This window comes from Microbacterium natoriense (genome assembly GCF_030816295.1).
GTDB classification, from domain to species: domain Bacteria; phylum Actinomycetota; class Actinomycetes; order Actinomycetales; family Microbacteriaceae; genus Microbacterium; species Microbacterium natoriense_A.
On record NZ_JAUSXV010000001.1, the window covers coordinates 2,079,746 to 2,103,749 of the forward strand.

At 69.2% G+C, this 24,004-nt stretch carries 18 protein-coding genes and 1 tRNA gene; 14 read left to right on the top strand and 5 right to left on the bottom strand.

Annotation, left to right across the window (positions count from 1 at the left end; translation table 11 throughout):
* The first annotated feature begins 6 nt into the window (after nt 1–6).
* Nucleotides 7–996, top strand: coding sequence for a DUF817 domain-containing protein (locus tag QFZ53_RS09570; RefSeq protein ID WP_307295725.1), 990 nt, complete (start codon nt 7–9; stop codon nt 994–996).
* Here the strand turns inward: QFZ53_RS09570 and QFZ53_RS09575 are convergent.
* Nucleotides 909–2,414 (bottom strand): DEAD/DEAH box helicase, encoded by a 1,506-nt coding sequence (locus QFZ53_RS09575; protein WP_307295728.1) that lies wholly within the window; start codon nt 2,412–2,414, stop codon nt 909–911. The genes QFZ53_RS09570 and QFZ53_RS09575 overlap by 88 nt on opposite strands.
* A 166-nt stretch (nt 2,415–2,580) precedes the next feature.
* On the opposite strand from QFZ53_RS09575, the gene QFZ53_RS09580 reads away from it, so the two are divergent.
* Nucleotides 2,581–3,297 (top strand): ferritin-like fold-containing protein, encoded by a 717-nt coding sequence (locus tag QFZ53_RS09580; RefSeq protein WP_292909890.1) that lies wholly within the window; start codon nt 2,581–2,583, stop codon nt 3,295–3,297.
* A gap of 11 nt (nt 3,298–3,308) precedes the next feature.
* Here the strand turns inward: QFZ53_RS09580 and QFZ53_RS09585 are convergent, their stop codons facing one another.
* Together QFZ53_RS09585 and QFZ53_RS09590 are read right to left on the bottom strand one after the other, a co-directional pair.
* The gene (locus tag QFZ53_RS09585; protein WP_307295732.1) at nt 3,309–3,596 is read right to left on the bottom strand and encodes a hypothetical protein; all 288 of its coding nucleotides are present in this window, start codon (nt 3,594–3,596) and stop codon (nt 3,309–3,311) included.
* A gap of 3 nt (nt 3,597–3,599) precedes the next feature.
* Nucleotides 3,600–3,824, bottom strand: a complete 225-nt coding sequence (locus QFZ53_RS09590) for a DUF3107 domain-containing protein (RefSeq protein ID WP_292909894.1) — start codon at nt 3,822–3,824, stop codon at nt 3,600–3,602.
* 156 nt (nt 3,825–3,980) lie between these two features.
* Between QFZ53_RS09590 and QFZ53_RS09595 the strand changes: the two genes are divergently transcribed.
* Nucleotides 3,981–7,190, top strand: coding sequence for an ATP-dependent helicase (locus QFZ53_RS09595; RefSeq protein WP_307295737.1), 3,210 nt, complete (start codon nt 3,981–3,983; stop codon nt 7,188–7,190).
* Between the two features lie 11 nt (nt 7,191–7,201).
* On the top strand, nt 7,202–10,711 hold the full coding sequence (locus QFZ53_RS09600; RefSeq protein WP_307295741.1) for an ATP-dependent DNA helicase: 3,510 nt from the start codon (nt 7,202–7,204) through the stop codon (nt 10,709–10,711).
* Here QFZ53_RS09600 and QFZ53_RS09605 read toward each other — a convergent pair.
* The gene (locus tag QFZ53_RS09605) at nt 10,657–11,961 is read right to left on the bottom strand and encodes a phosphotransferase (protein ID WP_307295743.1); all 1,305 of its coding nucleotides are present in this window, start codon (nt 11,959–11,961) and stop codon (nt 10,657–10,659) included. The genes QFZ53_RS09600 and QFZ53_RS09605 overlap by 55 nt on opposite strands.
* A gap of 317 nt (nt 11,962–12,278) precedes the next feature.
* Between QFZ53_RS09605 and nudC the strand changes: the two genes are divergently transcribed.
* Nucleotides 12,279–12,908 carry an NAD(+) diphosphatase gene (gene nudC / locus QFZ53_RS09610; protein ID WP_307295747.1) on the top strand — a complete coding sequence of 210 codons (630 nt, stop codon included), beginning with the start codon at nt 12,279–12,281 and terminating at the stop codon, nt 12,906–12,908.
* On the top strand, nt 12,905–14,626 hold the full coding sequence (locus QFZ53_RS09615) for an ATP-dependent helicase (RefSeq protein ID WP_307295749.1): 1,722 nt from the start codon (nt 12,905–12,907) through the stop codon (nt 14,624–14,626). Before nudC ends, QFZ53_RS09615 begins: the two co-directional genes overlap by 4 nt.
* Before the next feature lie 889 nt (nt 14,627–15,515).
* Here QFZ53_RS09615 and QFZ53_RS09620 read toward each other — a convergent pair.
* Nucleotides 15,516–16,946, bottom strand: coding sequence for a zinc-dependent metalloprotease (locus tag QFZ53_RS09620; RefSeq protein WP_307295752.1), 1,431 nt, complete (start codon nt 16,944–16,946; stop codon nt 15,516–15,518).
* A 108-nt stretch (nt 16,947–17,054) separates the two neighbouring features.
* Between QFZ53_RS09620 and QFZ53_RS09625 the strand changes: the two genes are divergently transcribed.
* The 8 genes from QFZ53_RS09625 (at nt 17,055) to QFZ53_RS09660 (ending at nt 23,977) form a co-directional block, all read left to right on the top strand.
* The gene (locus QFZ53_RS09625) at nt 17,055–18,134 is read left to right on the top strand and encodes a YlbL family protein (protein ID WP_307295754.1); all 1,080 of its coding nucleotides are present in this window, start codon (nt 17,055–17,057) and stop codon (nt 18,132–18,134) included.
* A 72-nt stretch (nt 18,135–18,206) separates the two neighbouring features.
* Nucleotides 18,207–18,545, top strand: coding sequence for a hypothetical protein (locus tag QFZ53_RS09630; RefSeq protein ID WP_307295757.1), 339 nt, complete (start codon nt 18,207–18,209; stop codon nt 18,543–18,545).
* Complete coding sequence (locus tag QFZ53_RS09635) at nt 18,545–18,865, top strand: hypothetical protein (RefSeq protein WP_292909912.1); 321 nt, start codon at nt 18,545–18,547, stop codon at nt 18,863–18,865. The genes QFZ53_RS09630 and QFZ53_RS09635 overlap by 1 nt, the downstream gene beginning before the upstream one ends.
* A complete protein-coding gene (locus tag QFZ53_RS09640) occupies nt 18,862–19,689 on the top strand; it encodes a hypothetical protein (RefSeq protein WP_307295762.1) in 828 nt (275 codons plus the stop codon). The genes QFZ53_RS09635 and QFZ53_RS09640 overlap by 4 nt, the downstream gene beginning before the upstream one ends.
* 2 nt (nt 19,690–19,691) lie before the next feature.
* Nucleotides 19,692–20,093: a hypothetical protein gene (locus QFZ53_RS09645; RefSeq protein ID WP_292909916.1), complete on the top strand. Its 402-nt coding sequence runs from the start codon at nt 19,692–19,694 to the stop codon at nt 20,091–20,093.
* The gene (locus tag QFZ53_RS09650; RefSeq protein ID WP_307295765.1) at nt 20,080–20,841 is read left to right on the top strand and encodes a hypothetical protein; all 762 of its coding nucleotides are present in this window, start codon (nt 20,080–20,082) and stop codon (nt 20,839–20,841) included. The genes QFZ53_RS09645 and QFZ53_RS09650 overlap by 14 nt, the downstream gene beginning before the upstream one ends.
* Before the next feature lie 57 nt (nt 20,842–20,898).
* Nucleotides 20,899–23,802, top strand: coding sequence for a UPF0182 family membrane protein (locus QFZ53_RS09655; protein ID WP_292909919.1), 2,904 nt, complete (start codon nt 20,899–20,901; stop codon nt 23,800–23,802).
* A 101-nt stretch (nt 23,803–23,903) separates the two neighbouring features.
* Nucleotides 23,904–23,977: transfer RNA gene (locus tag QFZ53_RS09660), tRNA-Met, on the top strand.
* The last annotated feature ends 27 nt before the right edge of the window (nt 23,978–24,004 follow it).

Here is a 24,004-nt window from a genome sequence, read left to right on the forward strand (position 1 = left end):
CGACGCATGCAACGGGGGACCACTCTCGAGCGGCGCATCGATGCGGTCGCTCACCGCCTTCTCAAGGACGCGCCCGGTGGGGGCTTGCGGGCGGCGCTCATCGAGGTCGCGGTGTTCGTGCTCAAGCAGTCGTGGGCGTGCGTGTTCGGCGCGACTCTGCTCGCCGCGATCGTCGCGGCCCGCCTCTGGTACCCCGATGACGCGATCGTCGCCCGTAACGACGCGCTGACGATCACGGCGGTGCTCATCCAGGTCGCGATGCTCGTCTTCCGACTCGAGACCGGGCGCGAGCTGTGGGTGATCGTGCTCTTCCACATCACCGGAACGGTGATGGAGCTGTTCAAGACGGACGTCGGCTCGTGGGCATACGCCGCCGACGGAGTGCTCCGCATCGGCGCCGTCCCGCTGTTCAGCGGTTTCATGTACGCCGCCGTCGGCTCGTACATGGTGAGAGTGCACAGGCTGTTCGATCTCGGCTTCACGCACTATCCGCGCCGCTGGCTCACGACGGTGCTCGCGGCCGCCGTCTACGTGAACTTCTTCACCCACCACTGGTGGTGGGATGCGCGCTGGGTGCTGCTCGCCGGCGTCGTCGTGCTGTGGCTGCCCACCGTGATGCATGCGAGAGTGTGGCGGCGCACGCTGCGGCTTCCACTGGTGGCCGTCTTCGCCGGAGTCGCGGTGTTCATCTACCTGGCGGAGAACATCGGCACCTGGGCGGGGGCGTGGGCGTATCCCGACCAGGCGGTGAACTGGCAGCCCGTGTCGCTCAGCAAACTGAGTTCGTGGTTCCTGCTGATGATCATCTCGGTCGTGATGGTCACCTGGGTCTATCCGCCGCGGAGGCCGGACATCGCGCAGGACGACGATGGGGCGGATGCCGCAGCATCCGCCCCATCGGAGATATCTCAGGCGCCGGTGACGGGAGCCGCTCCCGCGCCCCCTGCGCCGCGGCGGCGACGGCGACGGCGCGCCGGAGCCGGCTTGCCGTCGTGATGCTCTTTGCCCGCACCGTCATGCGTGCCTGCGCCTTCGGCGCTGCGGTCGGCGGCGGGCGCGGGGTACTCGGTCGAGTCGGATGCGGAGCCTTCGACGAAAGTCGATCCGACCGCTTCCGAGCCGCGACGGCGACGGCGACGGCGAGTGCCGCCCTCCGCAGTGCCTTCGGCGGCGACATCCGCCGCGCGCTCCGCGCGAGGAGCGCGTGCCGGCTTCTCAGCCTTGGGCGCCGTCACGAGACGACCCTTCGTGCCGGCGGGGATGTCGAGGTCTTCGAACAGCTGCGGGCTCGACGAGTAGATCTCGACCGGCTCGGGCTGGCCGAACTCGAGGGCGCGATTGATCAGGGCCCACTTGTGCAGGTCCTCCCAGTCGACGAAGGTGACCGCGATGCCGGTCTTGCCTGCGCGGCCGGTGCGGCCTGCGCGGTGCAGGTACGTCTTGTCCTCGTCCGGGATGGTGTGGTTGATCACGTGGGTCACGTCGTCGACGTCGATGCCGCGCGCGGCGACATCGGTGGCGACCAGCACGTCGCGCTTGCCGGCCTTGAACGCCGCCATCGAGCGCTCGCGCTGATCCTGGCCCATGTCGCCGTGCACACCGCCGACGTTGAAGCCGCGGTCGCCCAGTTCGTCGACGAGGCGCTGCGCCGCTCGCTTGGTGCGCGTGAAGATCACCGTCTTGCCGCGGCCCTCGGCCTGCAGGATGCGGGCGATGATCTCGTCCTTGTCCATGGAGTGCGCGCGGTACACGAGGTGCTTGATGTTCGCCTGCGTGAGGCCCTCATCGGGGTCGGTCGCGCGGATGTGGATCGGGTTCGACATGAACCGGCGCGCCAGGGCGACGATCGGGCCGGGCATGGTCGCCGAGAACAGCTGCGTGTGCCGGACGGCCGGGACCTTCTGGAAGATCTTCTCGATGTCGGCGAGGAAGCCGAGGTCGAGCATCTTGTCGGCCTCGTCGAGGACGACCTCGGTCGCGTTCGACAGGTCGAGCAGCCGCTGACCGGCGAGGTCGATCAGACGCCCGGGGGTTCCGACCACGATCTGGGCACCGGCCTTGAGCTGATCGATCTGGCCCTCGTACGCCTTGCCGCCGTAGATCGCGACGACACTCGTGGAGCGGTTGCTGGTGAGCAGATCGATGTCTTCGTACACCTGCACCGCGAGCTCGCGGGTGGGCACCACGATGAGCGCCTTCACCCCGTGCTCCGGGTTCAGGCCGAGGCGCTGGACGACGGGGATGCCGAATCCGAACGTCTTGCCGGTTCCGGTCTTGGCCTGGCCGATGATGTCCTGGCCCGGAAGGCCGAGGGGGATGGTCTGCTCCTGGATGGGGAACGCGTCGACGATGCCTTTGGAGGCCAGCGCGTCGATGATGTCCTGATCGATACCGAGATCAGCGAAAGTTGTCACTATGTTCAGATGCCTGTCCGGCGACATGGGAGAGTCGCCTCGTCATGGATCCACGCCGTCTGCGTGCCACAGGCGCGGGGCCCCGCTCCGACGGCGGGGACGACACCAGCCTACCCGAGGGGCCGTCGCGCCCTCGAGGGATGGCCGCCCCGAGTAGTGTGAAGCCGTGGTGAACTGGTTCTGGAATCGCAGCAAGACCCCGCGGCGCACCCTCGCGCTGCGCAGCCGCGGAGAGCAGAGCGGCGCGACCCGCGTCGACTTCGCAGAGCTCGCCCCCGAGCTGAACCGCTTCCTCGGACAGGCCGCATACCTGCAGCTCGGCTACTTCGAGACGCTCACCCGTCTGATCCGCGCGACGCCCGAGCTCTCCGAGAAGGAATCGCTCTCGCGAGCGGCCGGCGCCACCCTCACCAAGCACCGCGCGATCGTCGATCTGATCACCGCACGCGGCGAAGATCCCACGCAGCTCATGCTGCCTTTCCGCGAGAACCTCGACGCGTTCCGTCGCAAGACGATCGGCGCGCGTCCGCGCGAGACCATGCTGGCCGTGCACATCACCGCCGGCATGCTCGACGACTTCTATCTCGCGCTCGCCGCGAGCTACGGCGAGACAGGGGAGAAGGTGCGCCGGATCCTCAGCGAGGACGACGCCCGCCATGAGATCGTCGCGATCATCCAGGAGACGATCGAGAGCGATGAGGAGTGGCGCTCGCTGCTGTCGATGTGGGCCAGACGCCTCGTCGGCGACACCATCCTCGTGTGCCGCTCGGCGCTGCGCCCCGACGCGCTCGCGGCCGCCGACGACGAGCGCATCGAACCGGTCTACACCGAGCTCATGGGCGCGCACGCTCGACGTATGGACGCGATGGGGCTCGCCTCTTAGCGCTGCTCGCGTCAGATGCCGAGTGCGGCCTTCGCCGCGGCATCCGACCGCCGACGCGCCGCGACGATCGCGACGGTCGCGAGGGCAGCCACGAGCACCGAACCGAGGACGCTCGCGAGCCACAGCCAGACGCTGTCCTCGCCGACGCCTGCCCACTGGGAGCCGGTGTAGACGATCGCGGCCAGCGCCGTGGCGATCGCCGGCGTCAGGGCGACGCCGCGCAGCTCACGTCCGCCGATCATGTAGTGGGCGGCGATGCCGAGCGCGCACGCCCCGATGAGCGCGAGAAGGATGTACACGACTCAGGCGACGAAGCCGACGCGGCGGGACTCTTCGGTGCCCAGCTCGATGTAGGCGAGGTTCGCGGTCGGAACGAGATAGGAGTTTCCCTTGACGTCAGCGAAGTCGAGGTGCGTCGAGCTCTGCTCGAGGGCGGCCGTCACCTTGGTGCGCACCTCATCGGCGCTGGCGGAGGTCTCGAAGTTCAGTTCGCGGCCGGTGTTGACGATGCCGATGCGGATTTCCACGCGTGCTCCCTGTGTATGAGGCTACTGACTGCGCCCAACTCTACCCCGGGCGACCGTCGCCGGATCTGTCCCGGCGCCGGTTACGCCGTGAGCGCACAGAAGGGCGGACGAGGCGGGCCGATCCTGATGTCCGCGCATCCCAGTAGCGTGGAATCCATGACACGGGATGCTGCGCAGGGGGCCGTCGTCGGTGCTGCCGTGACGGCTTCCGGCGTGATCATCGGCGCTCCTGGTACGGGCAAGACCCGCGCGCTCGTGGACCGCGTGGTGCACCTGCTCGACGAGGAGGGGCTGTCGCCGGAGGAGCTGATCGTGCTGACCCCCAACCGCCAGGCGGCGACTGCGCTGCGCGATCGCATCGGCGTGCGGATCGGACAGGCCACACCGGGGCCGCTGGCCCGTTCGCTGGGCTCCTTCGCCTTTCAACTCGTGCGCGGCGCGATGGTGCGGGCCGGTCTCGAGCCACCGGCACTCCTCACCGGCGCCGACCAGGACCGACTGATCGCCGAGCTGCTCGCGGGCGACGCGGAAGACGAGCAGGTCGCCTGGCCCGAAGCGCTCAGCCCGTCAGTGCGCGCCTCGAAGGGGTTCCGGTCGGAGCTGCGTGCTTTCCTCGCCGAATGCACCGAGCTCGGCGCGCATCCCGCCGAGCTCAGAGCGGCGGGAGACCCGGTGTGGTCGGCGGTGGCCGACTTCCTGGTCGACTACCGTCGCGTGCTCGACGCCGCGCGAGCGGCGCACCGCGATGCCGCCGATCTTCTCGCCGAGGCATCCGCGATCCTGCAGAGCGCCGATGCCGCGACCCTGGGGCCTCTGTCGGCCCTCCGGGTCGTTCTCATCGACGATGCACAGGAGCTCACGCGCGGCGGCGTCGCCATCGTCCAGGCGCTTCGGGAGCGAGGAGTCGCCGTGCTCGCCTTCGGCGACCCCGACATCTCCTCGGGCGCGTTCCGCGGTGCGAGCCCCGAGCTGTTCGCCCGGCTCGCCGGCGCGCTCGGCGAGGTGCACGTGCTCGAGAGCCCGCACCGGCAGGCGCCCGCACTCACTGCGCTCACGCGCACGGTGACGCAGGCGATCGGTGCGTCGGGTCGGGTCGACCATCGCCGCGCGCCGGTGCCCGTGGCCGAATCGGAGACGGATGCCGCGGTGACCGCTTTCATCGCACCGTCGCCCTACGAGGAGCTCGACCGCATCGCCGGCGTCATGCGCGGGTGGCACCTCACCGACGGAGTGCCCTGGGACCGCATGGCGGTCATCGCGCACGACACCCGTCAAGTGACGACGCTGGAGGCGGAGCTCGCGGCGCGCGAGATCCCGACCCGCGCCGCCGGCGTGCAGCGTCCGCTCGGCAGCGAGACCATCGTGCGTGACATCGTGGGCGTCGTTCGCCTGGCGTTGACCCCGGTCGACCAGCGCACCTCGCAAGAGCTCGAGGAGGCGCTGCGCACCCCGTTCGGCGGGATGGACGCGATCGGCCTGCGGCGCCTGCGCGCCCGGCTGCGACACATCGAGCTCGAGAACGGGGGATCGACACCGGCGCGCGAGCTGCTGCGACAGGCCTTCGCCTCGCCCGCGCATTTCGACCTCATCGACGCGGCCGAGTCGCGCACGGCCGCGCGCTTCGCGACGACCATCGCCGAGGTCTCGGCGGCGGCCGAGCGCGGAGAGACGATCCACGATCTGCTGTGGCGCGTGTGGGACCAGTCGCGCGCGATCGACGGGAGACGCCTTCATGTGGCCTGGCGCGAGATGGCGCTGCAGGCCAGCGGTGCGGAGACCGCGCGTGCCCTCGACGCGCTGGTCTCGCTGTTCGACGCGGCGAAGAGGTTCGTCGAGCGCACGCCCAACGAGAAGCCCGAGATCTTCGTTCGCGACGTCCTCGACAGCGAGGTGCCCGAAGACACCCTGTCGAGTCCCGAACGGCCGGGTCGGGTCACCCTTCTCACGCCGGCGACAGCGCTCGGGACCGAGTTCGATGCGGTCGTGGTCGCAGGCGTGCAGGACGGCGTCTGGCCGAACGTGCGGCTCCGCGGGGGGATGCTGCAGACCTGGCGTCTCGCCGATGTCCTCACGGCGGCGCGCGAGGGACTGGCGATCGAGGAGCCGGGGGCGCTCGATCGACGCCGTTCGGCTCTGCACGACGAACTGCGTCTCTTCGTGCGCGCGGTGTCGCGCGCGCGGCGGCGCCTGCTGGTCACCGCAGTCGACGACGATGACATGACGCCGAGCGCGTTCTTCGGCTTTCTGCCTCAGCCGGGCCCGCCCGAGATGCACGCCTCCGCCGAGCATCCGCTCACCCTGCGAGGGCTCGTGGCGCGTCACCGTCGTGCGCTGACGACGTCCTCGTCCGCGTCGGTCAGGGCGGATGGCGCGCAGCAGCTCGCGGTCCTGGCGCGTGAAGGCGTACCGGGCGCCGACCCCGCCGACTGGTACGGAGTGCTGCCGCCGTCGACCGACGCCCCGCTCCGCGACCTCGCGGTCGATGGAGCGAGGGTGTCGCCGTCGAAGATGGAGTCTTTCGAGGAGTGCGGCGTCAACTGGGTGGTCTCTGCCCTCGGCGGAGACACGGTGATGCCGCCGACCGCGGGTATCGGCACGATCGTGCATGAGGCGATGGAGAAGGTTCCGGACGGCGACCTGGAGCGTATGCGGGCGATCGTCGACGAGCACTGGCCCGAGCTCGACTTCGAGACCGAGTGGATCGGACGCAAGGAACGGCGCCGCGCGGACCTGCTGGTCGACCGTCTGCACGCCTACCTCGGCGACGTCCGAGCCGACGGAGGGCGGGCGATCGCGAGCGAGGTGGAGTTCCGCTTCGCGGTCGACGTCGGCGACGAGCCCGCCGTGCGTGAGGTGGGAGACGACCGAGGCGGTCAGGCGATCATCCACGGATTCATCGACCGTGTCGAGGCGTATCCGGCGGGAGCAGGCGACCACGGCCACGCGCGGGGGCGCGGGTCGGAGCCCATCACGGCGCAGGCTGAGAACGAGAGGGTGGTCGTCGTCGACCTCAAGACAGGCAAGAACGACCCGGAATCCGACTCCGGGGTGATCGAACACGCACAGCTGGCCGCCTATCAGGTGGCGGTGCAGCAGGGACTCATCGACGGGGCGGACCCTGCGGCGCTCGCCGGAGCGAGGCTCGTCCTCGTGTCGAAGACGCTGGCCAAGAGCGACTACCGGATCGCCCATCAGCACACCCTCGATGACGACGGGCGGACCGCCTTCCTGCTCCGCGTGGCCGAAGCCGCCCGCGGCATGGCCGCGTCCAGCTTCACGGCCCAGGTCGAGGCGCACTGCGCCGACACCCAGGGGAACCGTGTCAAGCCGTGCCGCATCCACACGGTACCGGCGGTGAGCGCGTGAGCCTTCTGCAGATGACGGAGCCGAGCTGGCCGGGCACACTCGACCTCTCCGCGACCGACGTGGCGGCCGCGCTCGGACAGCCGTCGCCGACCGCGGCTCAGCAGCGGGTGATCCAGGCGGCTCCCGTTCCCGCTCTCGTGGTCGCCGGAGCCGGCAGCGGCAAGACCGAGACCATGTCCGGTCGCGTCGTCTGGCTCGTGGCCAACGGCCACGTGCGGCGAGACGAGATCCTCGGTCTCACCTTCACGCGCAAGGCCGCGGGAGAGCTCGCTGAGCGCATCGGCGCCCGTCTCGCCGTGATCGACGAGTACGGTCGGCGGGGGCTCCTCCCGTATCTCTCCGAGATCGTCGCCTCTGGAGTGCTGCGTCGTGTCGATGACGCGGCGTCGGGGCGACAGCGTGAGCTCGTGCGACGGCATGTGCTCGACGAGCTCGCAGATTCCTACGAGACCGGCTGGGATCCGACCACGCCGCCCTCGGCCGAGGATCTGATGATCCGACCTCGGGTGTCGACCTACAACGCGTTCGCCGACGGGATCGTGCGCGAGCACGCCGCACGCATCGGCCGCGACTCCGATGTCGCGATGCTCAGCCAGGCGGCATCGTGGATGCTGGCGCGCGAGGTCGTGCTGCGCAGCGACCTGCCAGAACTCGAGGGGATCGACTACACACTCGGCACTGTGATCGATGCGGTGCAGCGGCTGGCGGGCGACGCGCTGGATCATCGGGTCGACCTCGACGAGGCGGAGCGCATCGCGCGTGCGCAGGCGCTCGCGTTCGAGCCGTACCGGAGCAACGCCGACATCGACAAGGCGACGGCGAATCTGCTGAGTCTGCCCACGCTCGGCACGCTCGTCCGCGAGTACATCTCCGAGAAGGCGCGACGCGGAGTGCTGGACTTCGCCGACCAGGTCGGCGGCGCCTACGACATCGTCGAATCATCGCCCGACGTGCGGGACGAGCTGCGCGAGCAGCACCGTGTGGTCCTCCTCGACGAGTACCAGGACACTTCGGTGATCCAGACCCGGTTCCTCGCCGAGCTGTTCCGCGATTCGGCGGTGATGGCCGTCGGGGATCCGCATCAGTCGATCTACGGCTGGCGCGGTGCCAGCGCCGACAACCTGTACGCCTTCTCGGGGGCGTTCTCGAGCTCCCGACCCGCGCAGACGTACAGCCTGATGACGAGCTGGCGCAATGACCGCCGCATCCTCGACATCGCGAACGAGGTGCTGGTGCCGTTGCAGCGCCCCGGTCTCGATGTGCCGCCGCTGGAAGCGCGTCCGGGTGCAGGCGAGGGCCGTGCGGAGGTCCGCTTCGCGTTCACGGTCGACGACGAGGCCGACGAGGTGGCGGGGTGGTTCGCCGAGCGTCGCTCAGAGCACGACGCCACTGCGGCCGGACGGCCGCACACGGGCGCGATCCTCTTCCGCTCGAAGAAGCACATGCAGACGTTCGCCGCCGCCCTGGCCGCCCGCGGCATTCCTCACCGCATCCTCGGACTCGGCGGGCTGCTGTCCACTCCAGAGGTCGTCGACGTCGTGTCGACGCTGCGGGTCGTGCATGATCCGACAGCCGGTTCCGCGCTCATCCGTGTGCTCACGGGACCTCGATTCGGCGTCGGCGTCGCCGACATGGCCGCGCTCTACGACCTCGGCCGTCGCCTCTCCGAGACCGACACCGGCATGGGACCCCTGCCGGAGGAGGTACGCATGCGTCTGCGCTCCTCGCGCGGAGCCGACGAAGCGATCTCGATCGTCGACGCCGTCGACGTCGTACGCGCCGTGCGTGACGACTACCGCATGCTCGAGGGAATCAGCGCGGAGGGACGCTCGCGCATCAGAGCAGCGGGGGAGATGCTCGAGCGGCTTCGCCGGGCGTCGTCGCAGCCCATCCCCGAGCTGATCAGATTGATCGAGCTCGAGCTGCGTCTCGACGTCGAGCTCGCCGCGAACGAGACCCGGGGACCGGCGCGCGTCGCGGCGACGCAGTTGAGAGCCTTCGCCGACGAAGTGCGCGCGTTCCTGTCGGCCGACGAACGCGGGACCATCGGGAGCCTTCTGGCCTGGCTCGACAAAGCCGAGAGCACCGATGAGCTGATGCCGCGGCCCGAACCACCCGAGCCGGGAGTGGTGCAGCTGCTGACGATCCACGGCTCCAAGGGGCTGGAGTGGGATGCGGTAGCCGTCGTGCGCCTCGTCGCGGACGAGCTGCCCAGCCGTCCCACCGACACCTCGGGGTGGTTCGGGTTCGGGGTCGTCCCGTTCGCCCTGCGCGGAGACCGTGATGCGCTTCCGCGCTTCGCGTGGGATCCGGATGTCGCGGTCGCGGGCGAGACCGATCCGGCCAGGAAGCTGAAGGCGGGAATCGCCTCGCTGACGAGCGCGAGCAAGAACGCGCCTGGCGCCCTCACGGTGTTCAAGGCGGCATACCGCGACTATCAGCAGCAGGAGGAACGCCGGCTCGCGTACGTCGCGGTGACTCGCGCTCGCACGGATCTGCTGCTCTCAGGAGCCCATTGGGCCGGGCAGAAGAAGCCTCGTGTGCCGAGCCCGTACCTGCGCGAGGCGATGGACGTGCTCGGACTCGACCCGATCGGAGAGATCGACCCCGAGGAGAATCCGTACGACGGCCCCGGTGCCACCCTGGCATGGCCGCTCGACCCGCTCGGCGCCCGGCGCAGTCGGGTCGAGGCGGCAGCGGATGCCGTTCGCGAGGCGTATCAGCGGGATCCCGAGCCGAGCACCGAGCTCGCGCGCCTGCTGGCCGAGCGTGCCGCCCGCCTGCGGGGGACGGACGTGCCGCCCCCGACACGCGTCCCTGCGTCGAAGTTCAAGGACTACGTCACCGACTTCGGCGGCACGCTCTCATCGATCGTGCGGCCGATGCCCGAGCGCCCCTATCGCCAGACGCGGCTCGGCACCCTGTTCCACGCCTGGGTGGAGCAGCGCAGCGAGCAGGTCGGCGTAGGCAGCCGGGTGGACGAGGCGCTCTGGGAGATCGACGACGATGAGATGACCGCGGCAGCGGATGTCTCGGCCGCGGACGCCGCCGACCTCGGTACGCTGCAGGAGATCTTCGAGCGCAGCGAATGGGGCCCGCTCAAGCCGATCGCCGTCGAGATCGAGATCGACTTCGCTCTCGGCGGACAGCCAGTCGCCACGTCGTCGAGCGAGCGAAGCGAGCCGAAACCCGACGAGGAACCGGCAGGAGTCGGCGAAGTCGGCGCCCACGTCGTGATCTGCAAGCTCGACGCCGTCTACCGGCGGGAGGATCGCGGGGGGCGGATCGAGATCGTCGACTGGAAGACCGGCAAGGCTCCGCGCACTCCGGCCGAACGCGAGGAGCGGATGCTCCAGCTCGCTCTGTATCGACTGGCGTATCACCGCCGGTTCGGGGTGCCGCTGGAAGACATAGACGTCGCGCTCTACTACGTGGCCGACGATCTCGTGATCCGCGGAGACCGGATCTACTCGGAGTCTGAGCTCTTCCAGCGCTGGAGCGCGGCGCGCGCAGCGCGCTGAGCCTCGTCTTCGGGCGACGAACTGTCGTCGTCGGCACGCTCGGGAAGACCCGGGCCCGATCCCGCGTCGCCCGACGTCGTCGACGCCCTCAGGGAGGAGAGGTCTTCGGTGTCGAGACCCGCGACCTCCGCGCGATGCGCGGCGTCGTCTCTGGCCGGGTCGTCGCGGTCGGCAGCGTCGAGGTCTTCGTCTCGCCAGAGCTCGTTCGGATTGTAGGCGTCCGTCTGCATAGACGTGTCGGCGGTCGGAACAGCGCCCGCGGGCACGCTGTCCAGCGCATCCATCGCCGAGTCCACGCCTTCGCTGCGTGCTGCGATCACGGTCAGATCGCCAGCGTGAAGACCGTCGGCGAGAGCCTCGAGCAACGCGGCCGCGTCGTCGACGATGTCGGGGCGGCGCAGAGAGTCGCCGTGTACGAGCCAGCGCGCGAACTCCAACTCGGCGAGCAGGCGGGCGCGCACGTCGAGCGCCGCGTCGGGCGTGCGCGCCGAGGCCTGCGCGTACGCCGCCTGTACGTCGTCGGCCGCTTCCGGTGCTGCCGAGAGCCACGCGAGGTCGACAGCCGGGTCGCCGACCGACAGTGCGTGCCAGCCGACGATGCCGGAGACCTGCGGCCCCCGATCGGCATCGTCGGTGAAGAGGAACGACGTGGACTGCACCCCACCGAGGGTCACGGCGGACTCGAATCGCCATAGGTCGTCGTCAGCGACGGCCTCGCGCCACCGCACCGTCAGGCGCGCGGGGACACGCCCGGTCGATGCGGCCGCGTCCACCACGCGGGCGATCTCATCGCGGCTCTCCTGGGCCGAGCGTGCAGGCAGACCAGCGCCGCGCACGACGGAGGTCGGCATGGAGTGCACGGCGGCGATGGCCGCGCCCATCGACTCGGCCGCTCCTCGCCCAGCAGGCACATGGGCGGCTTCGATCTGGAATCCCGGCAGCAATTCGGTGACGAGAGCACGGCCGTCGCTCACGCGCGTCTCGCCGATGTACTCGGGAACGCGGAAGGGCAGCATCGCGCGCGCGCCGGCGGTCAGCGCGCGCAGCGCCAGAGCCTCTGCGGCCAGCTCCGTGGCCGCATCATCGTCGTCGGCGACGCGGATCGCGAGCTCGCGTCCGTCGCTCAGCGATGCGACGGCGGAGTCGAAGCGGCCGTCGCCATCGGCGGTCAGGGCACGCGCGCCCGTCACCTCCGCCCCGGGCAGTGCGGCCGTCACTGCCGCGGCTAGAGTGAAAGGAGAGCGTCCCATCCCCCCAGGGTAGGTCGGCTCAGGGGCGGTCCTGCCTCCGCCACGCCCGTGAGAGAGGGAGTCGATGACCATTCCGCCCATGTCCATCGATCGCGCAGGCGATCTGCGTGACATTCCGGGCATCCTCGAAAGGCTGCGCGCCGATCCGACGACGACGGTCGTCGCAGTGCGCGACGGGCGAGTGCGGATGGATGGTGATCTCCTGGTGCGGGCCGGCCCTGCCGAGGTCACGGACGCGACCTGGGCGCTTCTCGGACGCGACCCAGACGGAGGCGCCGTCCTCCTGGCGTCACTGGCGCCCGAGACCGGGAGCATCGATGCCGCCCCCGAAGAGACCTGGCTCGGACTGCGCGACGTCGGAGGACGGCTCGGCGACGTCGAGACAGAGCTCTCTCATCGAAGCACTCGCGCTGGCCGGATGGCTGCGCGACGCCCCGTTCTGCCCGAGCTGCGGCGGCGGAACCGAGCTCCGGCAGGCGGGCTGGTCGCGTCGCTGCCTGGCGTGCGGTCGCGAGCACTTCCCCCGCACCGACCCCGCCGTCATCGTCGCGGTCGAGAGCCGAGATGGCGAACGGCTGCTGCTGGGAGCCAACGCGAACTGGGGCGGGCGCATGTACTCGTGCTTCGCCGGGTTCACCGAGGCGGGGGAGTCTCTCGAAGCGACTGTGCACCGCGAGATCGAGGAGGAAGCGGGTGTCCGTCTGCACGCCCTCCGCTACGTCGCCTCTCAGCCTTGGCCGTTCCCGCGGTCGCTCATGCTCGGCTTCCGCGCCGTCGTCGACGACGAGGCCGCGGCGCGCCCTGACGGCCAGGAGATCATCGACGTGCGCTGGTTCACCAGAGCCGAGATCGGTTCATCGCTCGACGGTGAAGGGCCGGTCGGACTGCCTGGAAGAGCGTCGATCGCCCGGGCGCTGATCATGGACTGGTACGAGGAGCGCGCGTGAGCGCGCTGGACGCGCTCGACGAACGGCAGCGGGAAGCGGCATCCGTGCTGCGAGGTCCCGTCGCGGTGCTCGCCGGCGCCGGCACAGGCAAGACCCGGGTGATCACGCACCGCATCGCCCACGGGGTCGACACCGGCGCCTATTCGCCGTCGCGCGTGATGGCGGTCACCTTCACCGCAAAAGCCGCGGGCGAACTCCGTGGGCGTCTGCGCGCACTCGGGGTGGAGGGGGTGGCCGCCCGCACCTTCCACGCGGCCGCGCTCGCCCAGCTGAACTTCTTCTGGCCCACTCTCGCCGGTTCCCCCGCGCCCAGCATCATCGACAACAAGGTGCGGATGCTTGGCCAGGCGGCCGATGCCATGCGTCTGCGTCCGAGCACCGCCACGCTGCGCGACATCGCTTCGGAGATCGAGTGGCGCAAGGTCTCGATGCTGTCGATCGATCAGCACGCAGCTCTCGGCCGGACGGTGACCGGCGTCGACGCCACGCAGCTCGTCGAGCTGCAACGGGCGTATGAGGCGCTCAAGGACGAGCGCCATCAGCTCGACTTCGAGGACGTCCTCCTGGCGTGTGCGGGGATGCTGGAGGCGGAGCCGCGGGTGGCGGCATCCGTCCACGAGCAGTATCGGCATTTCACCGTGGACGAGTTCCAGGACGTCTCGCCGCTGCAGAACCGGCTGCTCGAGTTGTGGCTGGGCGATCGTCGAGACATCTGCGTCGTGGGAGATGCCAGTCAGACCATCTACTCCTTCGCCGGAGCCGAGCAGCGGTTCCTCCTCGAGTTCGGGCGCCGTCACCCCGATGCCACCGTCGTGCGCCTCGAGACGAACTACCGTTCGCAGGCGCCGATCCTCGCCGCTGCCAACGCCCTGATGCACGGCCGACCCGGCGCTCTCGAACTGGTGCCGGCGCGAGACTCCTTCTCCGCCGATCCGCCGACGGTCACCGCCTACGAGACCGAGGGCGAAGAAGCAGCAGGCATCGCCGCAGAGATCGCCGCACGCATCGAGGGCGGAACATCGCCGGCCGAGATCGCTGTGCTCTACCGCGCCCACTCCCAGTCCGGCGTGCTGCAGCAGGCGCTCGCGGCCCAGGGCATCCCCACGTCCGTCCTCGGCGGAACCCGGTTCTTCTCGATGCCCGAGGTCCGCCAGGCGATCCTGGCCCTCCGGGCCGCCGCCGTGGCGCCGACGGAACAGGGCTTCCTCCCCGGTGTGCAGCGGGTACTGCGAGAACTCGGTCTCACGGATGAGCCGCCCGCTGCCGGCGGTGCGCAACGCGACGGCTGGGAAGCGCGGCGCGCGATCCTGCGACTCGCCGAAGAAGCCGGCCCCCACGAGACGCTGCGCAGTTTCAGCGACGCGCTCATGGCCCGGGCGAAGGACCAGCACGAGCCGACTCTGCGAACGGTGACCCTGTCGACTCTGCACGCGGCCAAGGGGCTGGAGTGGCCGCACGTGCACCTCGCCGGATGGGCCGAGGGTGCGCTTCCGATCTCGTACGCCACGGGATTCGAGGCGATCGACGAGGAGCGGCGGCTGGCCTACGTGGGCGTCACGCGCGCTGCGCGGACGCTGTCTCTGTCGTGGTCGCGGACGGCAGGGCGGGGCGAGCGGGCGCCGTCGCGCTTTCTCGCGGAGATCGGAACGGCTGCTCGCGGCACCGGCATTCTCCGTGAAACGCCACCGAGCGCCACACCCGGCCGCCGGACTCGCTGACCTCGACGTACGAACCCGTGGCGGCGTCGTCGGCCAGCAGCCGAGCGGCGAGAGCAGCCGCCTCCGCGAGCTGAGCCGTGCCGATCGGCCCCGGGTCGCGGCCGATGAGCTGAGCGTGCATGCGCGGCCAGGCGGAATCCCGGTCGCGCTCGTGTCCGTCGCGACATGTCAGGCAGGGCGTCTCGCCCGGGATCACGAGCGGTCCGACCGTCGTGCGTCCGCGTTCGAGGGCAACCGGAAGATGGGCGACGTCGTCCCTGAGATAGCGAGCGAGGTGCAGGGCGGCTGCAGCGCCCCGCACCAGGATCACTCCGCAGTCATGCGGATCCCGGCGATCACCCGGTTCGACGCCCTCGTCGGCGAGGGCCTCGCGCATCCGGTACTCGCAGCGCCCATCCGGCATCCCGATGCTCTCGACCCACGCTGCGCGTGAGGTCGCTGCATCGTCGATCAGCAACGGGCGCAGCCGGGCCAGCAGCATCTGCGCCTCCTGTCGAGGGGCGCCGGCGCCGTGCGCGATCACATCGAACGAGTGCATCCGGAATCCAGCGGCCATACGAGACAGCAACGGCACGACCCATGGCGCGTCGACGGTCAGCCTGACATCGCCGTCGACTCCCAGCTGCACCGTCTCGCTGTCACGCCACAGCAGCGGCACCCCGGGGTCCAGTCGGGTGATCGTCTTCGGGCTCAGCGGTGACATGTCCCGATTCTGCGGAATGCTGCGCACCGACGGGGCGCGTCGGACGGATCGGTGGAGAACAGCCGCCCTTTTCGAAGCCTGTGCAGGAAGAGTCACCACCACGACTCGCGGCCATCCGGAGCTTCTGCGGCCGTGCCTGCGATGCAGGGCCGTAGAAGCTCGAATACACCGAGTCTCGGCCTCCGCTCAGACTGGCCTGTCGTCCCCGCCCGCGTCGCCTTCCGTGGAATCGCCCTCGGGGGTTTCGCTCGGGGAGGAGCTCTCGCTCGGGGAGGAGGTTTCGCCCGCCGAGAAATCCTCGCCGTCGAGCAGTCTCGCCAGCGCCTCGTCCATCTCATCGGCGACCGGCTGCTCGCCGCGGGCCGTGGCCTGCAGGCGTGCGATCAGAGCGGACGGGTCGTCGATGTCTGATGCCTGCGGCATGAGGTCGGGGTAGTCCCACAGCGAATCGCGGGCCGAGATGCCGACGGCATCCGTCACCGCCTGCCACATCGCCGACGCCTCGCGAAGTCGACGAGGGCGCAGCTTCAAGCCGACCAGGGCGCCCAGGGCGTCTTCGGCCGGACCGCCCACCGCGCGACGACGGCGAGCAGCCTCGGCGATCCTCACGCTCTCGGGCAGGCGGGAGGTGGCCTGTGCGGTGACGACGTCGACCCATCCGTCGATCGTGGCGACGAGGTTCTCGAGCCTGTCGAGCGCCTCGCGCTGCGCCTCGGTCTGCACCGGGAGCAGCGCCCCGCCCTCGATCGCCGCTCGCAGCTCCTCGGGATTGTTCGGGTCGAGGCGGCTCGCGACGTCTTCGAGGGCGTCGACGTCGACGGTGACCCCGCGCGCGAAGTCGGTGATCTGCGACATCACGTGCAGGTGAAGCCACCTCGCGTGCCGGTAGAGCCGCGCGTAGGCGAGTTCGCGGGTCGCGAGGTAGAGCGCGATCTGGTCCTCGGGGATCTCGAGGCCCTCGCCGAACGCAGTGAGGTTCTGCGGGATCACTGCGGCGGTGCCCGCGGGGAGCACGGGAATTCCGACATCGCCGCCCGAGACGACCTCGAGCGACAGGTTGCCGAGAACCTGCCCGAACTGGGCCGCGAACACCGAACCGCCCAGACCCCGCATCAGCTTGCCGGCGCCCTGGACGAGCCCGCGCATCTCCTCGGGCACCTGGGTGTCGAGAGCGCTGGTCAGAGCATCCGCGATACTCGTCGACACGGGATCGGCGATCTCCTTCCATACCGGCAGGGTCGCCTCGACCCACTCTCCGCGGGTCATCGCCTTCGGAGCGTCGGCGAGTTCGGAGATCGTCGTCGCCTCGCCCAGCCACAGGTCCGCGAGCGCGAACGAGTCGACCAGCGAGGTCCGCGACCCGTCGCCTATGCCCTGGCCGTCGCGGTTGGCGATGTGCAGCGCCTGCCGGAGGGCGTTCTCCCACGGGTCACCGCCGAACGCGCCCTGGAGCTGCGACATGATGGTCTGCATCATCGCCGGGTCGAACTGGATGCCCTCCATGCCGCCGAGCATCTCGCGCAGCTGTTCGGGGTCGATGTCACCGCCGCCCTGCCCGGACATCATCCGTCGCAGGAACTCCTGGAAGTCCTCGGGTGTGGGGTCGTTGTCTGACATGTCGCTCGCCCTCTCAGCACGCCTATAGCCGTGGCATCTACGCTAGTCACAGAGACAGGCTCGCGACCCCGATCGCTGTACGCCGCTCGCGAACGACGGAGGAATGCTGTGGATCGAACCCGGTCTGTGAAGGTCGGACTGGGCGTCTGGTCGCTGATCGTCGCGCTGATCGCGTTGGTCGTGCTGACCTTCCTGCCGACGCCCTACGTGATCCAGCGTCCGGGGCCCGTGTACAACACGCTCGGCACCGCAGCCGACAAGGACGGCGAGCAGCTTCCGCTGATCGCCGTAGAGGGCGCCGAGACCTTCGAGACGGCCGGCTCTCTCGATCTGACGACCGTGCAGGTGGTCGGCAACCGCCAGCGCACGCCCAGCTGGTTCGAGCTCGCCCTGGCCTGGACGGATTCCTCCAAGGCCGTCGTGCCGCTCGATTCCGTCTTCCCCGAGGGAGTGACCACGGAGGAGCGCGACGCGCAGAACGCCACGCTCATGGTCGATTCGCAGCACGAGGCGACCGCGGCGGCGCTCGGCGAGCTCGGCTACGACACCGGGGCGCAGGTCGCCGTCGTCGAGGCGGTCGAGGGTACGCCCGCCGACGGAGTGCTCGAGGCCGATGACATCATCACCGCGATCGACGGGTCACCGGTCGATTCCGCCAAGCAGCTCCGGCAGAAGATCCAGGATGCCGAGGGGTCGGCCGTCGAGTTGACGCTGCTCCGCGGCGGCGAGGAGAAGACGGTCAAGGTCACACCGCAGGAGCGCACCGCCGACGGCAAGACGACCTGGGTCGTGGGCGTGACGCTGCGCACGGATTACGACTTCCCGATCGACGTGACGATCCAGCTCGACAACGTCGGCGGCCCGAGCGCCGGCATGATGTTCGCGCTCGGGATCATCGACACGCTCACCCCCGGAGAGCTCAACGGCGGCGAAGACGTCGCGGGCACCGGGACGATCGAGGCGGACGGGACCGTCGGCCCGATCGGCGGCATCCGTCAGAAGCTCTACGGAGCACGGGATGCCGGGGCCGACTACTTCCTGGCTCCCGAATCCAACTGCGACGACGTCGTCGGGCACGTGCCCGACGGGCTCACGGTCGTCAGCACCTCGACCCTGGAGGAATCGGTGCACGCCCTCGAGGTGATCGCCGACGGGGGAGACGTCAGCGCCCTGCCGACCTGCGACTGAGCGACAGGTCCTCTTCCGGATGGGGAGATCTGCCCTCACCGGATCCGCAGGCTCACCGCTAGCATCGCAAGCATGCACACGGATGATCTCGCGACCGTTCTCGCCAGCGGGTACGCGACCTTGAAAGAAGCTCGCGCCGTCGAAACGCCGCAACCCGCCGTCGGCACCCGAGGACAGGATCGTGCGGGGCACGTCGAGGTCGCCGTCGACGGCCACGGACTGTTGACCGGGGTCGTCTTCTCCGATGGCATCGACGAGCTGCGGCCAGCCGAGCTGGAGTCCGCTCTGCTCGAAGCGCTGCAGAGCGCTCACGACGCGACAGGGCGCACCCGCGTTCGCTCTCTGCCTGAGATCGGGAACAGCGAAGTGAGCTCTCAGGCACGACGGATTCTCGGAATGGAGGACGACTGATGGAGGGTTTCGAGGTCGACTACGAGCGCCTGGCGGCGGAGGTCTCGGATCTCTTCGTCGCGAGCGACGGGCTCGCCGAGGCGGTGGACGGCGGGATCGCCGCCCAGCAGATGTCGGAGAACGCCTTCGGGCTCCTGTGCATCGCCATGGTGCCGCCGTCCCAGCTGGTGCAGAGCATCGCGGTCTCCGCGCTGAAGGCCGAGGCCGCCGCTTTCGAGGCTGCCGCGATGAACCTGCGCAACACCGCCATCGACTACGAGACGGCAGACATGGAGTCCGTGCTGCGTCATCGCGCGATCATGATGAAGGTGCGCCGATGAGCCTGGTCGTCGAACCCGAGCAGTGGCAGGCGCCCGGCTGGTTCGAGGGAAGCGCGTTCGGGATTCCGGTCGTCGGCTCGCTGTTCTCCACGGGCTACAGCCTCGGCTCCGGCGATTGGGCCGGGGCTCTCGCCTCCGGAGTCGGAAGCGTCGGCGATCTCGTCGGAGTGGCAGTCGATCCGCTGGGGACCCTGGCGTCGAGCCTCGCCGGCTTCCTCCTCGATCGCTTCGTCTGGTTCCAAGAAGCGCTCGACGTGCTCGTCGGAGATCCGGCGATCGTCACGGCGGTCGGGCTGACGTGGGCGAACGTCGGTGCGGCGCTCGCCTCGCAATCGGAGCGGTTGATCGCGATCCGCGACCGGACGGTCGAGTACTGGCAGGGCCCGGCGGCCGAGGCGTTCCGGCGTCGGATGACGGAGATGGCGCAGCGTGCAAGTGTCGAAGCCTTCGCATGCCGGTGCTTGAACACCGGCTTCGCGATCGGCAGCGGCATCGTCACCATCGTCCGTCAGATCGTCTCCGCCATCTGCGCAGAACTCGTCGGCAAGCTGATCGTCTGGGTTGGGGAGGCGATCGCCTCCCTCGGATTCGGCACACCCGTCATCGTCGCGCAGGCGACCTCGGCCATCGCTCGATGGGTCGATGACGCCGCGAAGTGGACCGACGAACTGCTCCAGTCCTCTGGCCGGTTCTGCGATCTGCTGCAGAAGCTGTACCGCGGGTTCGACGATGTGGGACTGTACAACCTCGGCATCGGACCGGATACCGTCATCGGGGCCGGCGCCGAGGGCATCGACCAGGGCGCGCAGACGGCAGGAGCGTGAACATGGTCATGGATGACGCACGGCTCACGGCCGCTCGCGAGCGGCTGGAGAAGCTCCGCCAGGAGGCGCATTCCGCAGCTGAAGAGACCGCACTGATAGCCGCGCGGATCGAGCAGACCACGTACAGCGCGTGGTCGCGAGGACGCGAGGTGAGGATCACGATCGGTCCCGACGCATTGATCCAGGGTGCAGAGTTCACCGAAGACGCGATGACGAGATCGCCCCGCTCGCTCGCTGCTGCGACCATGGATGCCCATGACCGCGCCATCGCCTTGCTGCGGTCGTCGGTCGAGGTCGCTGTCGGGGCGGCGTCCCATTCGGTGCAGGGACTCGCGGACACGGTCCTCTCAGAGGCGGAGGCGATGCTGTCCTCCGCCGAGCCGCGGCCTGATGATCGGCACTGAGACGGCGCCCCTCCGAACCGGGCTGACCCGCCGGGCGTGGACGAGGGCTGCGGGCATCATGCCGGTGACCGCGGTCGCCATGATCGCCGGTTGCTGCCTCGCGGCGGCGTTCACCCGCGGTCAGGTGCGATTCGTCGCGGTCGCGGTCGTGATTCTGGTCGGTGTGGTGGCAGGTCTCCTGTGGACGAAGCGTGGAGGCGTGGACGCCGTCCATCGTCGTGTGGCGGCCGCGCGCTCTGCGTGGTCCGGCAGCCGAGATGGTGCCGCGAGCGTGCAGGACGGCGCGGCGGATGCTCGCGATGTCGCTCTCGCGCTGCCGCGAGGATGGCGCGTCGAGGCGGCGCGGGGCAGGATGCGGTTCCCCCTGGGGGAGGTGACGGTGCGTGGCGAGACGTGGGTGCTCCGTGCCGTCGTCGGGTCACGTCGTGCCCCTCGGCGCCGTGAGGTGGTCGGTGTCGATGCGCCGACCCACGGCGCGTTCCTGTCCATCCCGGTGGGCACGACCGCGGACTCTATGCTCGTGGCGCCTGCCTGGGCGGGGAACACGAGCGCCTCCGCGCCCGTCTGGCTGCCCACGGTCCGCGACCGGGTCGCAGAGCACGAAGATCTTCTAGCGTCTCTCACAGTCGGCGACGACCGGGTGATCCTGTTCGCGCTCGACGACCCGCGTCCCGAGACGATGCTGAACAGAGCCCGACTGGTCCGTGACGTGGCCGCTATCATCCAGGCGGCGCACGGGCGTCCGTGATCTCGCTGTGACCGGACCAGGAGCCGCCCCATAGTAAGGCATGCCTAGGATGGGAGCGTGACCTCGACCTCATCCCCGAATCCGGCCGCGCCTCGAACATCGCGGAGGATCGTCGGCATCTCGCTGGTGATCCTGGCAGCGCTGATCGCGGCCTTCTTCGTCTTCGCATCGCTGTACACCGAATTCCTCTGGTTCGACCAGCTGGGCTTCACGACCGTGCTCACGACGCAGTGGTTCGCCACTGCTCTGATGTTCACCCTCGGGTTCCTCGGCATGGCGGTGCCGCTGTTCGTCGTGATCCAGCTCGCGTACCGGCTGCGCCCCGTCTACGTCAGGCTCAGCTCGCAGCTCGACCGGTACCAGGAGGTCATCGAGCCGCTGCGGCGTCTGGCCATGTGGGGGATGCCGGTCTTCTTCGGCCTCTTCGCCGGCTTCTCGGCCGCGAGCCAGTGGAAGACCGTCTGGCTCTGGGCGAACGGCGTCGCCACCGACTCGGTCGACCCGCAGTTCGGGCTCGACACGGGCTTCTACATGTTCGCGATGCCGTTCTACTCGATCCTCCTCGCGTTCGTGTCGGCCGTCCTGCTCCTGTGCCTGCTGGTGACGGCTCTCGTGTCGTACCTGTACGGCTCCGTGCGTATCGGCCAGGGCGAGCTGCGCATCTCGAAGCCTGCACGTATCCAGCTCGCCGTCATCGCGGGGCTCTATCTCCTCGTGCAGGCGGTGAGCCTGTGGCTCGACCGCTTCAAGACGCTGGTCGCGCCCGAGGGGCGCATCACGGGCGCCGCGTACACGAGCGTCAACGCGACGATCCCGGGTCTCGCGATCGTCGCCGTCATCGCGGCCGTCGTCGCGGTGCTCTTCTTCGTCACCGCCGTCATCGGCCGTTGGCGCTTCCCGCTGGCGGGCACCGCGCTGCTGATCGTCGCCTCGCTCGTGGTCGGCGTCGGCTACCCCTGGATCGTCACCACCTTCCAGGTGAAGCCGAACGAGAACGCGTATCAGGCCGAGTTCTACCAGCGGAACATCGACGGCACCAAGGACGCGTACGGCCTCTCCGACGTCGAGATCACGTCCTTCACGGCCAAGACGGACGCCGAAGCAGGCCAGTTGCGCGAAGACGCCGACACCACGGCGTCCATCCGCATCATCGATCCGAAGATCGTCGACGACGTCATCCGTCAGCAGGACCAGGCGCGCGACTACTACCAGTTCCCGCAGACCCTCGACGTCGACCGCTATCAGATCGACGGCAAGAGTCAGGACGCCGTCGTGGCTGTGCGCGATCTGGACATCAAGAACCTCGGTGACAGCGACACCTGGAACAACCGCGTCGCGGTGTACACGCACGGCTACGGTCTGCTTGCGATGGCGGGCAACGACCGCACCGCGTCCGGCGAGCCGGTGTTCCTCGAGCGCGGCATGCCGACCTCGGGCGCTCTGAGTTCCGCGGAGGAGTACGAGCCTCGCATCTACTTCGGCGAGAAATCGCCCGAGTACTCCATCGTGGGCGCGCCCAAGGGCTCGGACCCGGTCGAGATCGACTACGCGAGCGGCACCGACGGTGAGAGCAACACGACGACGACCTTCACCGGCAACGGTGGACCGGCGATCGGCGACACGTTCACCAAGCTGCTGTACGCACTGAAGTTCCAGTCCGAGCAGATCCTGTTCTCGAACCTCGTGAACGAGAAATCCCAGATCCTCTACGACCGCGACCCGAAGACTCGTGTGCAGAAGGTGGCGCCGTACCTCGAGGTCGACAGCGACCCGTATCCCAGCGTGGTCGATGGCCGCATCGTGTGGATCGTCGACGCCTACACGACGAGCGACTCGTATCCGTACTCGAAGAGCGTCAGCCTGTCCGAGGCGATCGCCGACTCCAGTACGCCGACGCCGACGCTCGCGATCGACGAGATCAACTACATCCGCAACTCGGTCAAGGCGACCGTCGACGCCTACGACGGTTCGGTCACGCTGTACGCATGGGACGAGACCGACCCGGTGCTGCAGACCTGGCAGAAGGTGTACCCGTCGACGCTGAAGCCGATCAGCGAGATGTCGGGCGACCTGATGAGCCATGTGCGCTACCCGACCGACCTGTTCAAGGTGCAGCGCGATCTGCTCGGGATCTACCACATCGACGATGCGGGGTCCTTCGCGCAGCTCGACAACCGGTGGCAGACGCCCAAGGACCCGCGCAGCAAGGACCTGCTCCAGCCGCCGTACTACCTGAGCATGAAGATGCCGGGTCAGGACACCGCGCGGTTCTCGATGTTCTCGACGTTCATCCCTGCGTCGGGGACGTCCGGCAGCTCCCGCGATGTGCTGATGGGCTATCTCGGAGTGGATTCGGATGCCGGTTCAGAGGCGGGGGTGAAGGCGGAGGGCTACGGCACCCTGAGGCTGTTGGAGATCAACGATGCGACGACGGTGCCGGGCCCCGGTCAGGTACAGAACTCGTTCGACACCGATCCCTTCGTCGCTCCCAAGCTCAACGTGCTCGCGATCGGAAAGTCCGAGGTCGCCTACGGCAACCTCTTGACGCTTCCGGTCGGTGGCGGCCTGCTCTACGTGCAGCCGGTCTATCTGCAGTCGACCGACAACACCCAGGTTCCGAAGCTCCGATCCGTGCTCGTCGCCTTCGGTGGGAATGTGGCGATCGAAGACACGCTGACGGCCGCGCTGGATTCGCTGTTCGGCGGTTCGGCAGGAGCGACGGGTGGTGACGATCAGGTGACCCCGACCACTCCGCCGGACACGGGAGAGACGCCCGGCACCGGTGAGACGCCGCCCGCCACCGATGCACGCGCCGAGGCGCTCGCCGCAGCCGGTCAGGCTCTCTCCGACCGCGAAGCGGCACTGAAGTCGGGCGATCTGACGAAGTTCGCCGAAGCCGACGAGCGGCTCACCGACGCCGTGCAGACGCTGATCGAGCTCGACGACGCCGCGGGAGAGTAAACCTGCGGCAGACGAATGGGCGTTCCCGTGAGGGGGCGCCCATTCGCGTGTCGGCCCTCGATTCGCGCCTGCTGAAATCGCGTGTTAGGCTATTGATGTGCCGCGGGGTGGAGCAGTTCGGTAGCTCGCCGGGCTCATAACCCGGAGGTCGCAGGTTCAAATCCTGTCCCCGCAACAAGAAGAAGAGGCTCGATCCGCAAGG